The 13,588-nt window shown below is 70.4% G+C and carries 14 protein-coding genes; 6 read left to right on the top strand and 8 right to left on the bottom strand.

What is annotated here, in order from left to right; genetic code table 11:
- The first annotated feature begins 8 nt into the window (after positions 1–8).
- Complete coding sequence (locus FPT20_RS14835) at positions 9–683, top strand: TrmH family RNA methyltransferase (RefSeq protein WP_158866654.1); 675 nt, start codon at positions 9–11, stop codon at positions 681–683.
- On the opposite strand, the gene FPT20_RS14830 is transcribed toward FPT20_RS14835, so the two are convergent.
- The 6 genes from FPT20_RS14830 to FPT20_RS14810 form a co-directional block, all read right to left on the bottom strand.
- A complete protein-coding gene (locus FPT20_RS14830) occupies positions 684–1,085 on the bottom strand; it encodes a DUF3052 domain-containing protein (protein ID WP_233265552.1) in 402 nt (133 codons plus the stop codon).
- A complete protein-coding gene (locus FPT20_RS14825) occupies positions 1,082–1,924 on the bottom strand; it encodes a metallophosphoesterase (RefSeq protein ID WP_158866648.1) in 843 nt (280 codons plus the stop codon). Before FPT20_RS14825 ends, FPT20_RS14830 begins: the two co-directional genes overlap by 4 nt.
- 61 nt (positions 1,925–1,985) lie before the next feature.
- Positions 1,986–2,162 (bottom strand): hypothetical protein, encoded by a 177-nt coding sequence (locus FPT20_RS17890; protein WP_199245837.1) that lies wholly within the window; start codon positions 2,160–2,162, stop codon positions 1,986–1,988.
- A gap of 270 nt (positions 2,163–2,432) precedes the next feature.
- Positions 2,433–4,286: a YhgE/Pip domain-containing protein gene (locus FPT20_RS14820; RefSeq protein ID WP_158866645.1), complete on the bottom strand. Its 1,854-nt coding sequence runs from the start codon at positions 4,284–4,286 to the stop codon at positions 2,433–2,435.
- Positions 4,283–5,002, bottom strand: coding sequence for a hypothetical protein (locus tag FPT20_RS14815; RefSeq protein ID WP_158866642.1), 720 nt, complete (start codon positions 5,000–5,002; stop codon positions 4,283–4,285). The genes FPT20_RS14820 and FPT20_RS14815 overlap by 4 nt, the downstream gene beginning before the upstream one ends.
- Positions 4,999–5,667 carry a TetR/AcrR family transcriptional regulator gene (locus FPT20_RS14810; RefSeq protein ID WP_158866639.1) on the bottom strand — a complete coding sequence of 223 codons (669 nt, stop codon included), beginning with the start codon at positions 5,665–5,667 and terminating at the stop codon, positions 4,999–5,001. Before FPT20_RS14810 ends, FPT20_RS14815 begins: the two co-directional genes overlap by 4 nt.
- A 119-nt stretch (positions 5,668–5,786) precedes the next feature.
- On the opposite strand from FPT20_RS14810, the gene FPT20_RS14805 reads away from it, so the two are divergent.
- A complete protein-coding gene (locus FPT20_RS14805; RefSeq protein WP_158866636.1) occupies positions 5,787–7,073 on the top strand; it encodes an adenylosuccinate synthase in 1,287 nt (428 codons plus the stop codon).
- A 210-nt stretch (positions 7,074–7,283) separates the two neighbouring features.
- On the opposite strand, the gene FPT20_RS14800 is transcribed toward FPT20_RS14805, so the two are convergent.
- The gene (locus FPT20_RS14800) at positions 7,284–8,570 is read right to left on the bottom strand and encodes a GNAT family N-acetyltransferase (RefSeq protein ID WP_158866633.1); all 1,287 of its coding nucleotides are present in this window, start codon (positions 8,568–8,570) and stop codon (positions 7,284–7,286) included.
- A gap of 51 nt (positions 8,571–8,621) precedes the next feature.
- Between FPT20_RS14800 and FPT20_RS14795 the strand changes: the two genes are divergently transcribed.
- Both FPT20_RS14795 and FPT20_RS14790 read left to right on the top strand, forming a co-directional pair.
- Positions 8,622–8,936 (top strand): chorismate mutase, encoded by a 315-nt coding sequence (locus tag FPT20_RS14795; RefSeq protein WP_158866630.1) that lies wholly within the window; start codon positions 8,622–8,624, stop codon positions 8,934–8,936.
- Between the two features lie 3 nt (positions 8,937–8,939).
- Positions 8,940–9,887, top strand: coding sequence for an SDR family NAD(P)-dependent oxidoreductase (locus FPT20_RS14790; RefSeq protein ID WP_158866625.1), 948 nt, complete (start codon positions 8,940–8,942; stop codon positions 9,885–9,887).
- 7 nt (positions 9,888–9,894) lie between these two features.
- Here FPT20_RS14790 and FPT20_RS14785 read toward each other — a convergent pair whose 3' ends face one another.
- Positions 9,895–10,194 carry a hypothetical protein gene (locus tag FPT20_RS14785; RefSeq protein ID WP_158866622.1) on the bottom strand — a complete coding sequence of 100 codons (300 nt, stop codon included), beginning with the start codon at positions 10,192–10,194 and terminating at the stop codon, positions 9,895–9,897.
- Between the two features lie 212 nt (positions 10,195–10,406).
- Here FPT20_RS14785 and FPT20_RS14780 point away from each other — a divergent pair, with 212 nt between their 5' ends.
- Both FPT20_RS14780 and FPT20_RS14775 read left to right on the top strand, forming a co-directional pair.
- Complete coding sequence (locus FPT20_RS14780) at positions 10,407–13,025, top strand: Ig-like domain-containing protein (RefSeq protein ID WP_158866619.1); 2,619 nt, start codon at positions 10,407–10,409, stop codon at positions 13,023–13,025.
- A 99-nt stretch (positions 13,026–13,124) separates the two neighbouring features.
- Positions 13,125–13,550 carry a GreA/GreB family elongation factor gene (locus FPT20_RS14775; protein ID WP_158866616.1) on the top strand — a complete coding sequence of 142 codons (426 nt, stop codon included), beginning with the start codon at positions 13,125–13,127 and terminating at the stop codon, positions 13,548–13,550.
- The last annotated feature ends 38 nt before the right edge of the window (positions 13,551–13,588 follow it).

Here is a 13,588-nt window from a genome sequence, read left to right as displayed (position 1 = left end):
CTGACGGGGTGGACCAGCCCGAGCCGACGCCGACGCACGAGCGCACGACGCACGGGGTCGGACCGTGGCCGGGCGAGTGGCCGGACGATCCGCACTACGACCCCGAGCTGCTGCGTCACGGCGACACCCGGAACGTGATCGACCGCTACCGCTACTGGCGGATGGAGGCGATCGTCGCCGACCTCGACGAGCATCGTCACCCCTTTCATGTCGCAATCGAGAACTGGCAGCACGACATGAACATCGGCTCGATCGTCCGCAGTGCGAACGCCTTCGCCGCCGATACCGTCCACATCATCGGGCGGCGCCGCTGGAACAAGCGCGGTGCCATGGTCACCGACCGCTACCAGCATGTCGTCCACCATGACGATGTGGAGTCGTTCGTCGCCTGGTCGCGCAGTGCCGGCCTGCCGATCGTGGCTGTGGACAACGTGCCCGGCTCGGTCCTCATCGAGACCTTCGACCTGCCGCGGGAGTGCGTCCTCCTGTTCGGCCAGGAGGGACCGGGCCTGTCCGAACCGGCGCTCGCCGCGGCGGACGCGGTCGTCGAGATCGCTCAGTTCGGGTCGACGCGGTCCATCAACGCGTCTGCCGCGGCCGCGGTCGCGATGCACGCGTGGGTGCGGCAGCACGTGTTCGGGGGCGGCGGCGCGGGCGTGGCCGGCGCCGGAGGCACCGCGTAGTCAGCGGTTCTCGCGCCTCCACACGATCTTCAGCCCCGACCAGTCCGTGTCGATGGCGGCGACCTTCACGTCGACCAGGCCGCGATCGAGCGCCGCGGCTCGGATCGTGTTCTCGTCGAGGTCGCTGACGTGCCCCGCGGCCTTGCGCGGCCATGCGGCCCAGAGCATCCCGGCCGGCCGGATCCGCTCACCCAGGGCGTCGAGCTCGGCGAGGTACGACGCCGCATCCCGGTAGAACGCGACGATCAGGTCGGCCGGTCCCTCCGTCACCCAATCCGGTTCGGGGGCGCCGTCGAGCGGGAGGCGCCAGCCCTCGGGCGCGTGCAGCAGCTGCACCCGCATGCCCGGTTTCAGGCCGAGCTTCTTGTGGAGGGGCGTCCCCGAGTATCCCGCCTGGCTCACCGGCCGCCCCATCCGGAGTCGGCGGCGATGCGTTCCACGGCCGCGGCGTCGAGGTCGTACACGGTCTGCCCGTCGTCGGGGGCAGGGGCGGAGACCGCATGCGCCCGCACCTCGCCTCCGGCCTCCACCTGAACCACCGAGAAGGAGGCGCCGCGCACCGCGCGTTCGTGCGGCGGCGGCCACAGGATGTCGGTCGTGTTGGCGACGGCCGGCCCGACTACGACCGGGATGCGGGCGCTTCCCGCGCGGGTGACGAGCGAATGGTGGTAGTGCCCGCAAAGGATGGCGTGCACGTCGGCCGCGCTGCACACCTCAAGCAGAGGCTCCGGGCCGATCAGCCGGAGCGAGTCGAACAGCGCGGTCGTCGGCATCACCGGCGGATGATGCAGCACGACGACGGACCCCTGCTCGGCGGGCTCGGCGAGGGCCGACCGCAGGCGCTCCAGCTGAGCCGAGTCGACCCTCCCGTAACCGGCGCCGGGAACGGACGTGTCGACCGTGACGATCCGGAACCCGCGGACCGTCCGCACGCTCTCGCGCGCGCCGAGCACCTCCTCGAAACCCTCCCGGCCGTCGTGGTTGCCCATGGCGTACACGACCTCGGCTCCGCGCTCGGCCGCCCAGGGCTCGATCGTCGCCTTCAGCAGCCGGTAGGAGGCAGCGCTCCCGTCATCGGACAGGTCACCCGAGAGCACCACCGCATCGAGGCGCTCGGCGGTGGAGGCGCGCGCCAGCACCCGGTCGAGGTTCCCCAGCGTGTCGACGATGCCGTAATGCAGCCGGCCGTCGCCGTACAGGTGGGTGTCCGAGAGGTGCAGGATGCTCAGGGAGGCGGTCACGCCGCCACCCTAGCGCCGGCCACCGGCACGCGCGCGGCGGCGCCGCGGCGGCCGGCCCGCGTCACCCTTCGGTGTCGTCGGCGTCGACCGCCTGGATGAGGAAGTCGACCGCGGTGAGGAGGTTGTGCAGCGCCTGGCGCTCGATCGAATCCTCCGGGAGCTTCTGGATGTCGTAGCTGGCCGCGCTCGCCGCCTCCCGTGCTTGAGAGATCGCGGCCTGGGTCTCGAGATCCGCCATGGTGTCCTCCTCGTCTCGGATGCCGTCGCCGTCAGCGCCACCCTAACGGTGCGCCGCCGCGCCGGACAGGGGCGAATCCGCGAATGCGCCCCGCCGCTCCCTCCGCCGCTCGCTCCGCCGCTCGCTCCGCCGCTCGCTCCGCCGCTCCTTCCGCCGCTCGCGCTTCCCGACTGCGCGCTCGTGGGACAGCAGCACGTCGGCGCCGGTGCGCATTTGTCCCACGAGTGCGCATTTACCGCCCGACCGCCCGACCGCCCGCCGCCCCGCCGCTCAGCCGATCAGCGACGGCCGCAGGTCGCGCAGCGTCCGGAAGTGCGTCATCCGCGTCACCCCGATCAGCGCCACGAGCAGCGCGCCGAGCATCCACACGGCGAGCACGCCGGCGTCCGACCACGCGGCGGCGGGGCTGCCGCCGTACATCACCTGCCGTATGCCGTCGACCGCGAACGACATGGGGAGCACGTGGTGCAGCGCGGCGAGGGGTCCGGGGAGGGTCTGCCACGGGAACGTCCCTCCCGCCGTCACCAGCTGCAGCACCATCAGCACCAGTCCGAGGAACTGCCCCACGCTGCCCAGCCAGACGTTGAGCGCGAGGATGATGGCCGCGAACGTCACGGAGGCGAGTCCCATCAGTGCGTACATCCCGAGAGGGTTTTCGACCCGGAAGCCGAGCGCGCCCGAGACGATCGCGAACAGCCCGATCATCTGCACCGCGCCGAGCAGGCCCGGGGTGAGCCAGCCGGCGAGCGTGATCTTGACGGGGGAGTGCAGCGCCGTGATCGCGCGCCGCGACACGGGCTTGACGATGAGGAACAGCGCGTAGATGCCGATCCACGCCGCGAGTGCGACGAAGAAGGGGGCGAGCCCGGCGCCGTATGTCCCGGCCGAGGTGAGCGAGTCGGTCGCCTGGTCGACCGGCTTCGCGATCGTCGACGCCTGCTTGGTCTGAACGGTCGGCGAGTTGTCCGGGATCTGCTGGACGCCCTTCGCGAGCCCGTCGTGCAACTGGACGGTTCCCTGGTGCAGGTTCGTCAGGCCGTCCCGCAACTGCGCGGCCCCGCTCGCAGCGCTCTCGGCGCCGGAGGAGAGCTGCTCCGCCCCCGCGTGGGCGCTGCTCGCCCCGGAGGCGACCTGCGCGGCACCCGCGGAGACCTTGTCAGCCCCCGCTGCGAGCTGGTCGACCTGGCCGACCGCCGACTGGATCTGCGCGTTTCCGGACTGGACCTGGTTCGAGATGTCACCGAGCGCCGATTGGACTTCCGCGAGCACGGTCGGGCTGGCACCGGAGGCGGCGAGCTGCTGCATCAGCTGCTGCCCGGTGACGGGCGCCTGCGCGGCGAGCTGAGCCGACGACTGGGCGGCCTGGTGCGTCTTGGCGGCGAGCTGCTCGTTCCCCGCCGCGACCTGCGCGGCGCCGTCGCTCACCTGCTGCGCCCCGGCCGCCAGGTCGCCGAGCTTCGACGAGAGCTCCTCGGATCCCGACGCGAGCTGCTCCGTGCCATCGGCGAGCTGGGTCGCGCCGGATTGCGCCGAGGCGCTCCCGTCGACGAGCTGCGCTGCGCCGCTGGAGGCGGCGGCGAGATTCGAGCGCACGTCGGCGAGTCCGACCAGGAACTGCTTCGCCGCCTTCTCGTTGACCTCCGCTGCGATCGTGACACGGATCTTCTCGGTGGCCTGGGAGCCGATCGTCGAGGAGAGGTAGCTGTTGGTGTCGTTCGTGGTCAACGTCACGACCGCGCGATGCGGATCGGAGCTCGAAGCGGAGGCGAGCGATCGGGAGAAGTCGGAAGGGAACGTGATGCTGAAGTCGTAATCGCCGTTGCGGACACCGGTGGACGCCCGGGAGGCGGACACCCGGTGCCACTGGAACGCGCCGTCCTTCACGAGGCGGTCCGCGACGTCGCTCGCGTAGTGGACCGTCTTGCCGTCGACGGTCGCCCCGGAATCGTCGACGACGATCGCCGCGGGCACCTTGTCGAGGTTCGCGTACGGGTTCTGGTTCGCCCAGAGATAGAGGCCGCCGTAGAGCACGGGCACGCACATCAGTGCGATGAGCGCCACGATCGACATCGGGCTGGCGGTGAGGCGGCGGAACTCCGCCGCGATCATCTGGGGGATCTTCATTCGTTCCCTGCGTTCTGCATGTTCTGCATGTTCTGCACGATCAGGTCGGGGAGCTCGTCGGTGTCGTCGCGGCCGGGCTCATCATCCACGGGGGAGGGCCCGGCTTCGTCGAGCCGGGATACCGGGGAGGCGGCGGCGATCGCCGCCGCGGACGCGTCGCCCGCGATGACGAGCACGGCGATGCCGCGGCCGGCGAGCTCGCGGGCGAACTGCCACCACTCGACCGGGTCGCCGCCGTGACGGTCGGGCGAGACGAGCACCAGCCCCTCCACGCCCTTGCGCATGAGCGCGAGCTCGCACAGCAGCCGGATGCGCACGGTGGGAGGCACCGTCCCGATGCCGTGGCGCGCCCACTCGGAGGCGCCCAGCTCGGCGAGCCGTCGGCGCACGGCGATCGGGTGCGAACCGCGACCGGCGAACATCAGCTCCTCGGCGACGATCCCGGCCACCGACACGTCGTCGGCCGGCTCGGAGACGCCGGGGGCGTCGACCAGAGCGACGCGCCTCCGGATGGCGCCGGCGTCGCTCGCGCCGTCTATGGTCACCCGCCCGGAGTCGGGCCGCATCCGCCCGGAGGCGATGAGCCCCAGCACGGTCGGCCGCTGCTCGGTCTCGGCGCGGGCCAGAGTGGCCTCGCCGGTGCGATAGGAGGCGGTCGTCGCGGGCAGCGACGCCTCGCGCGGCCCCTTGGCCACGCTCTGGAGCTCGATCCTCATCGCGCGGGCACCTCCCCGTGCGACCGCTGACCCTGGATCGTCTCGAAAGCCAGGTCGGGAGTCGCCTCGATCAGGGCCCCCGCTTCGCGCCAGCCCATTCCCGCTGCCGACAGGGCGGCGAGCATGACCAGCCGGTGTCCCTCCCGGTCCGACAACCCGGCCCGCGTCGCCTCGTCGAGCACGGAGACCGCGGCGCTCTCGATCAGCCGGGTCACCGTCTCGCCCTCGAGGTCGGTGCGGATCTCGCCCGCGGACATCCCGCGCCGGACGGTCTCGCGCAGCCGGGAGCGGGCCGGGTCCAGGGCGCTGCCGACCATCGCCCGGTGCGGCCCGCGGACCGCCAGGGCGGCGCTCACCCGGATGTGCTCGACCTCGGCCCACAGCGTGGCGCCGAAGAGGGCGATCTCGACCCGGGCATCCGGGTGCGACACGGGGTCGAGCAGGGCGGCGAGGCGCCGGGCCCCGCGGGTGAAGACGTCGACGAGCAGTTCGTCGCGGTTCGCGAAGTGCCCGTAGATGGCGCGGCGGCTCAGGCCGGCGCGTGCGGCGATCGCCTCGAGGGAGGCGTCGATGTCCTCGTTGAGGGCCTCGGCGGCCGCCGCGAGGATCGCCTCCCGGTTGGCGGTCGCGTCGCGTCGGGGAGCGCGGGTGGAGGGGGTGGGCATGCCTCTATCGTACACCGTTCTTGCACACCGCTGTGAAAGTTAAGGGTTCGCGATAGGATCGAGTGCGACGGTCGTCCGCGTGGCGCCGGTCGTGTTCCAGTCATCGAGAGGACCGAACAGTGCCCGCGATCGTGATCATCGGCGCCCAGTGGGGTGACGAAGGCAAGGGGAAGGCGACCGACCTCCTCGGCAGCCGCATCGACTTCGTCGTCAAGTTCAACGGCGGCAACAACGCCGGCCACACGGTCGTCGTCGGCGACGAGAAGTACGCGCTGCACCTCCTTCCGTCGGGCATCCTGACCGAGGGTGTCACGCCCGTCATCGCGAACGGCGTCGTCGTCGACCTCGAGGTGCTGTTCCACGAGCTCGACGGCCTGATCGCACGCGGCGTCGACGTCTCGCGGCTCAAGGTGAGCTCGAACGCGCACGTCATCACCCAGTACCACCGCACGATCGACAAGGTCACCGAACGCTTCCTGGGCAAGCGCCAGATCGGCACCACCGGGCGCGGCATCGGCCCGACCTACGCCGACAAGATCAACCGCGTGGGCATCCGCATCCAAGACCTCTTCGACGAGAACATCCTCCGCCAGAAGGTGGAGGGGGCGCTCGACCAGAAGAACCACCTCCTGGTCAAGGTGTACAACCGCCGCGCGATCGGCGTCGACGAGATCGTCGAAGACCTGCTGAGCTACGCCGAGCGGCTGCGGCCCATGGTCGTCGACTCGTCCCTCCTGCTGCACCAGGCCCTCGAGGAGGGCAAGTACGTGCTGTTCGAGGGCGGCCAGGCGACCATGCTCGACGTCGACCACGGGACGTACCCGTTCGTCACCTCCTCCAACTCGACGGCGGGAGGCGCGGCCACCGGCTCGGGCATCGGCCCGAACCGCATCGACCGCGTGATCGGCATCGTCAAGGCGTACACGACCCGCGTCGGCGCCGGACCGTTCCCGACGGAGCTGTTCGACGAGTGGGGCGAGTTCCTCCGCGAGCGCGGCTTCGAGTTCGGCACCACCACGGGGCGTCCGCGCCGCACCGGCTGGTACGACGCGCCCGTGGCCCGCTACACGGCCCGCATCAACGGCGTGACCGACTTCGTGCTCACCAAGCTCGACACGCTGACCGGCATCGAGCGCATCCCGGTGTGCGTCGCCTACGACGTCGACGGCGTCCGCCACGACGAGGTCCCCGCGTCGCAGAGCGACTTCCACCACGCGAAGCCGATCTACGAGGAGTTCCCCGGCTGGACCGAGGACATCAGCGGCGCCCGCAGCTTCGACGAGCTCCCCGCGAACGCCCGCGACTACGTCCTCGCGCTCGAGCGCATGTCGGGCGCCCGCATCTCGGCGATCGGCGTCGGCCCGGCCCGCGACGAGATCGTCGTGCGCCACGACCTGATCGACTGAGCGGAGGCGCGACCGGCGCCGAGCTCGCTGTCCGACGCTCGGAGGCGCGTCCCTCCCGCCCCTCCTGGTCCCTCCCTCGAGGTGCTCGCAGTTGCAGTCCCGGTCGGCGTGTCGGCAGCAGCTACGAGCACCTCGATGAGCGGCCGCGGCGTGTCAGCAGCATCTACGAGCACCTCGAGCCGCGCGAGACGGTCGGTGCCGCCCGCCCCCTCAGAACCAGGTGCTGAGGCGGGGAGGGACGGCCGTCCGGAACAGCCGGTCGAGCGCCTCCCAGTCGCCGCGGATGCGGCCGGCCACGGCGAGCGACCGCGCGATGTCGTGCCCGAGGTAGACGCTCCCGAGGGAGGCGACGGGCAGCGTGACGTCCGGAGCATCGTCCGTCGGCGTGACCGAAGCCCTGCCGTCGCTCACCGACAGCCGGTAGCGACCGGCGGCGAAGCCCTGCGGATCGTCGACATCGAGGACGAGCGAGCCGTCGCGCTCGTAGGCGCGCGCCTCCAGGGCGGCAGGGACGTCGAGCACGCGGACGTAGAGGTGATCCTCGACCGACGCCACCTGCGCGCCGCGCACGTCGTGGACCAGCGCAGGCAACGGCTCGTCGACGCCGCGGGTGTGGATGTGCACCTCCGAGACGAGGTCGAGCTCGAGCAGGAAGCGCCAGAGGGCGACCAGCGCTCGGTCGGTGGAGGCGGCGAGGTGCCGGACCTCCACCTTGTGCTTCACGAAGTCGTCGCCGTCCTTCACCGAGTAGGCGACGAAGCCCTCCGGTTCGCCGTCGGGTGAGTCGTACCGCACGAGCCGAGCGCGATCGCTGTCGGGGTCGCCAGCCAGCGGACCGACGAGCCGCTTCGCGAGGTACGGGGTCAGGCCGATCTCGCCGTGCCTCCCCGCCATGACGGCGTCGAGCACGCGGGTACCGGTCTCGCCGAACTCCTCCGGCGTGGTGAACGACAGGCGTCCGACGGTGTCGGGTCCGGCCCAGCGCACGCGCTTGGTGTCGACCCTCCACTCGCTCGCGAATGTCGCCGGGCCGAAGCCCCACCGCCCGTAGATGACCGACTCGGAGACGGTGAGGATCGCGAGCGGCAGGCCCAGGGCCTTCGCGGTCCGCAGCTCCGCGCCGAGGAGCGCCCGCGCGATCCCGCGGCGACGGTGCGTCGGAGCGACCGTGACCGAGCTGATCGCCCACGAGCCGATGCGCGCGCCGCCCGGCACGGTGAGCGGTGCCGTCCACGCGTTGACGGTGCCCACCGGCTCGCGCGAGGGGACGGACTCGTCGTAGACGCCGGTAGTGCGGCGGTCGCCCATGTTGGCGCGGGCCTCCTCAAGCACCTCGGCGGACGGCTGCCTCCCGTGGAAGCCGCGCATGTCGGCGCGGAGCCAGGCATCGAAAGCCTCCCGGTCCGCGAGGTCGACCAGCGCCAGTCGCAGCCCCGCGGCGGCCAGCTCGCTCGCGGAGGTCTCGTCCAGGGGGTGCGTGAGGTCGCGGGAGGTCATGCCTCCACCGTATCGACGGGCCGGGTCCGGCTGAACCGGTAGTCTCGGTCCATGCCCGAGAACGAGGACACGGAGGCCGCGCTCGAGCGCCTCCGGAGCATCCGCCAGAGCATCGACAACATCGACGCCGCGGTCATCCACATGCTCGCCGAACGGTTCAAGTTCACGCAGCAGGTCGGTGCCCTCAAGGCGGAGCACGGCCTGCCTCCCGCTGACCCGGAGCGGGAGAAGGAGCAGATCGCCCGGCTCCGCGCTCTCGCCGAGGAGAGCCACCTCGACCCCGCGTTCGCCGAGAAGTTCTTGAACTTCATCGTGGCCGAGGTCATCCACCACCACGAGCGCATCGCCACCGAGAACGGCCGGTAGCACATGCCCTGGGATCCGTCCGGGCTGCCCGACGCCCACGGCCGCACGGTCGTGATCACCGGCGCCAATGCGGGCGTCGGGTACTTCACGGCAGAGCAGCTCGCGGGCGCCGGGGCCCGAGTCATTCTCGCCTGCCGTGACCAGGAGCGCGCGGAGGCGGCGATCGCCGCGGTGCGCCGCCGGGTCCGGGGCGCGAACGTGACCGCGATGCCGCTCGACGTGACGTCCCGCCCCTCCATCGACGCCGCAGCCGACTCGCTGCTCGAACTCGGGCGCGTCGACGCGCTCGTCCTGAACGCCGGCATGGTGCATCCGCCGCGCAAGCGCGCCACCGACGAGTACGGCAACGAGCTCGTGCTCTCGACGAACGTCCTCGGCCACTTCCGGCTCGTCGCGCGGAGCCTCCCCGTGCTTGAAGCGACCCCCGGGGCCCGTGTCGTCTGGCTCGGCTCTCTCGCGTCGAGGCTCGGGAGGCTGCACCCCGACGACCTCCAGCTCGAACGCTCCTACACCGCATGGCGGGCGTACTCCCGCTCGAAGATCGCCGCCCAGGTGGCCGGCTTCGAGCTCGACCGGAGGCTGCGGGCGGCTCGTTCCGGCGCAGCTAGCATCGTGGTGCACCCGGGCTACTCGACCTCGGGCCGCACGCCCGGCATCCGCGGGGTGAACCAGCCGTCACGGGCGAAACGCTTCGCCGACAACCTTCAGGCGGCGTGGACGCAGGGCAAGGACCACGGCGCGTGGGCGCCCGTCCGGGCGGTGCTCGACCCGGATGTCTCGGGCGGCGACCACCTCGGTCCCGCGGAATGGACGAAGGGGCGCCCGGTGCATGCTCCGGTGACGCGCGCCTCCCGGTCCCCACGGCAGGGGAGGCTGCTCTGGCCGCTGCTGGAGGAGGCGGCGGATCAGCCGTTCGTCGTCGGCGGCGCGGGCGCGGCGTCTGACGCTTAACGCGTAGCTACGCGTCCTGTGCGACGACGATCGTGACGAGCCGCCGGCCCTCGGGTACAGCGGCTTTGAGCGCCTCGCGCGCCGTGAAGTAGTCGGAACCTTCCGCCTCGATCTCCTCGATGGCCGAAGCCCGGACGAGGCCCTTGGCGATCACCCGACCCCCGCGGGGCATGGAGTTGTGCACCTGCACCAGCTCGTACCCCTCCGGTACCTGCGCCTCGATCAGCGCGCGTGCCGAGCCCGCGTCGTCGGCCTCCGCGGTCAGCTCGGACGTCTCGATGCTCTGGGTGAGGCCGCGGAGTTTCACGGGTCAACGGTACTCGATGCAGTCCGGGAGAGCGGCAGCTCAACAAGAAATGAAAGTATGTGCAGAATTTAGTGTTCTGAAACATCAGCTGATATACTCGAACCCGGCCGATCACCCCGAATGTGACGCGCCCTCCCTGCGGCACCCGCCGAATCCCACCCCGTGAGCGACGACCACCCCGCGTTCGCTCTCGACCCGAAAGGTAATCCCACATGAAAACGCGCAACGTGATCGTCAGCGCGGGCGTAGCCATCGCCCTCGCCTGCGGCACCGCGACGCCCGCGCTCGCCGCGCCGGCGCCGATGCTCGAGGCGGGCGTCCAGCCGGCCGCCATCACGGCCGATGCGGCGTCGATGACGCTGGCTCAGACGGCCACCCCGACTCTGAAGCCCGGCCAGACCGGTGCCGCGACGCTCACCCTGACCAACCCCGATGCGACCGCCACCAGCGGCGGTTCGACCTTCGTGGTGACGGCGCCGTCCGGAACGACGTTCGCCTCCAATCTGGTCGACTGGAAGAACGTGAACGGGAACAAGGCCTCCGGCACCTTGGTCATCGGTGTCCTCTCGGCGGACAAGAAGACCCTCACGCTGGATGTCAAGGGCTACGCGCTGGATGCCAGCATCATTCGCGAGCACACGGTCCAGCTGACCTCGGACAAGGGCAACACCCGTACCGGTGCCGTCTCGGACGGTTCGTTCGAGTTCACCGCCGGCAGCGCGGTGACCAACGGTCTGAAGGCGACCATCTCCTACAACGCGGTTGCCGACATGACGCTCGCTCAGACGGCCGCGCCGACTCTGAAGCCGGGCCAGACCGGTGCCGCGACGCTCACCCTGACCAACCCGAATGACATCAAGTCCGCGTCGGGCTCGACGTTCGTGGTCACGGCGCCGTCGGGTACCACCTTCGCCTCCAACCAGGTCGCCTGGAAGCACGTTAACGGTAACAAGGCGAGTGGCTCGCTGACCGGCACGCTCTCGGCGGACAAGAAGACCCTGACGGTGGATGCGTCCGGTTACATCGTGGACGCCAGCGTCATCCGGGAGCACACGGTCCAGCTCGTGTCCGACAAGGGCAACACGCGAACTGGTTCGGTCTCGGACGGTTCGTTCGAGTTCACCGCGGGCAACGCGGTGGCGAACGGCCTCAAGGCGACCGTCTCCTACAACGCGGTTGCCGACATGACGCTGGCTCAGACGGCCGCGCCGACGCTGAAGCCCGGCCAGACGGGTTCCGCGACCGTGACCCTGACCAACCCGAACGACATCAAGTCCCCGTCCGGCTCGACGTTCGTGGTCACGGCGCCGTCGGGTACGACATTCGCCTCCAACCAGGTCGCGTGGAAGCACGTCAAGGGGAACAAGGCGACCGGTTCACTGACCGGTGTGCTTTCGGCGGACAAAAAGACCCTCACGGTGGATGCCTCCGGCTACATCGTGGACGCCAGCGTCATCCGTGAGCACACGGTCCAGCTGACCTCGGACAAGGGCAACACCCGTACCGGTGCCGTCTCGGACGGTTCGTTCGAGTTCACCGCCGGCAGCGCGGTGGCCAACGGTCTGAAGGCGACCATCTCCTACAACGCGGTTGCCGACATGACGCTCGCTCAGACGGCCGCGCCGACGCTGAAGCCCGGCCAGACGGGTTCCGCGACCGTGACCCTGACCAACCCGAACGACATCAAGTCCCCGTCCGGCTCGACGTTCGTGGTCACCGCCCCGTCCGGTACCACCTTCGCCTCCAACCAGGTCGCGTGGAAGCACGTCAACGGGAACAAGGCCACCGGTTCACTGACCGGTGTGCTTTCGGCGGACAAGAAGACCCTCACGGTGAACTACCCCACCTATGCGGTGGATGCCAGCATCGTCCGGGAGCACACGGTCCAGCTCGTGTCCGATAAGGGCAACACGCGCACCGGTTCGGTCGCTGACGGGTCGTTCGAGTTCACCGCGGGCAACGCGGTGGCGAATGGCCTCAAGGCCACCGTCTCCTACACCGCCGAGAAGGCCGACATCGTCACGGTCTCTCTGACCTCCCCCGCGATCGGCAGCACCACCCAGGCGTCCAACCCCGTCTTCACCGGTAAGGGTCACCCGGGCGCGCTCATCGAGGTCAAGGGCAGCACCGGTCGCGTCATCGCGACCGCGACCGTGACCGGCGCGGGTGACTGGAGCGCCACTTCCACCGTCGCGCTGGGTAACGGGCGCTACGTCGGCACGGTCAACCAGACCATTGACGGCAACGTCAGCTCGGTCGGCTTCGACTACAGCATCGTCAAGGATGTCCAGATCGCGCCGCTCACGCTGACCTCCCCGGCGATCGGCGGCAAGACGACCGACCTGTTCCCGACCTTCACGGGCAAGGGCCACCCCGGTGCGAGCATCGAGGTCATCGGCAGCACCGGTCGGACGGTCGCGAAGGCCACGGTCGGCGCGGACGGAAAGTGGACGGCCACGTCGACGATCGAGCTCTACCTCGGCCGCTTCATCGGCACCGTCAAGCAGGATGCCGGCGGCGAGATCAGCAAGGTCTCGTTCGACTACAACATCGTCAAGGAGGCGACCCCGGTCGCGCTGACTTCGCCGGCGATGGGCGGGACCGTCTCCGAGCTCACCCCGATCTTCACCGGAACCGGTGAGCCCGGCGCCGCGATCGAGGTCAAGGGCAACTCCGGCAAGCTGATCGCGTCCGCCACGGTGGGCGACGACGGCACTTGGACCGCCGTCTCCACGATCGAGCTGTTCGAGGGCCGCTTCATCGGCACGGTCAACCAGGATGCCGGCGGCATGAAGAGCCAGACCGGGTTCGACTACACCATCAAGAAGTAACCGAACCATCCAGGAGGAGCCCCGGGCCGAACGGTCCGGGGCTCCTTCCCGTACCCGCGTGTCCGGGATCCCGGATGCCTATCGAGAGTGAGGAAACTGATGACGAGGAGCACGACAAGTGACGCAGGACACGGCACGGTCTGGATGGCGAGCGAAGCCCTCCGTGCGCTCGAGAGAGAGCGCGACCAGCTCGAGGCCACTCCCCGCGAGCACACCCAAGCCCAACTGGTACGCCTGCTGCACCTGCGGAAGCTCATCCAGAACGCAGACACCGCCGAGAGAGCCGATGACGGGCTGGTGGAGGCGGGGATGACGGTCGGGCTGCACTTCGACGACGGGACGACCGACACCTTCGTCCTCGGCGAGCGCGACATCCTCCGGGGCGAGCGCGTCGTCTCGCTCGGCAGTCCGCTCGGCTCAGCGGTCGACGGCCACCGCGTCGGTGAGACGATTGCGTTCACGACTCCCGCGGGAGCCGAGCGGACCGCTCGGATCGTGGCCGCGGTGCCGCACCAGCCCGAGTAATGAACGGGCCCAGGAGGCGCGCGGCGCGGAAGAGGCCC

The organism is Leifsonia sp. AG29 (assembly GCF_009765225.1).
In the GTDB taxonomy this organism is placed as follows: Bacteria; Actinomycetota; Actinomycetes; order Actinomycetales; family Microbacteriaceae; genus Leifsonia.
The sequence above is the reverse complement of the archived record's forward strand: the minus strand, read 5'-3'. Positions and strand labels throughout refer to the sequence as shown.

Bases quoted from the DNA above. Each gene is read 5' to 3' on its own strand.
- FPT20_RS14795 (WP_158866630.1), top strand. From the start codon at position 8,622: ATGCCCGAGAACGAGGACACGGAGGCCGCGCTCGAGCGCCTCCGGAGC.
- FPT20_RS14775 (WP_158866616.1), top strand. From the start codon at position 13,125: ATGACGAGGAGCACGACAAGTGACGCAGGACACGGCACGGTCTGGATG.
- FPT20_RS14790 (WP_158866625.1), top strand. From the start codon at position 8,940: ATGCCCTGGGATCCGTCCGGGCTGCCCGACGCCCACGGCCGCACGGTC.
- FPT20_RS14810 (WP_158866639.1), bottom strand. From the start codon at position 5,667: ATGCCCACCCCCTCCACCCGCGCTCCCCGACGCGACGCGACCGCCAAC.
- FPT20_RS14815 (WP_158866642.1), bottom strand. From the start codon at position 5,002: ATGAGGATCGAGCTCCAGAGCGTGGCCAAGGGGCCGCGCGAGGCGTCG.
- FPT20_RS17890 (WP_199245837.1), bottom strand. From the start codon at position 2,162: ATGGCGGATCTCGAGACCCAGGCCGCGATCTCTCAAGCACGGGAGGCG.
- FPT20_RS14780 (WP_158866619.1), top strand. From the start codon at position 10,407: ATGAAAACGCGCAACGTGATCGTCAGCGCGGGCGTAGCCATCGCCCTC.
- FPT20_RS14820 (WP_158866645.1), bottom strand. From the start codon at position 4,286: ATGAAGATCCCCCAGATGATCGCGGCGGAGTTCCGCCGCCTCACCGCC.
- FPT20_RS14800 (WP_158866633.1), bottom strand. From the start codon at position 8,570: ATGACCTCCCGCGACCTCACGCACCCCCTGGACGAGACCTCCGCGAGC.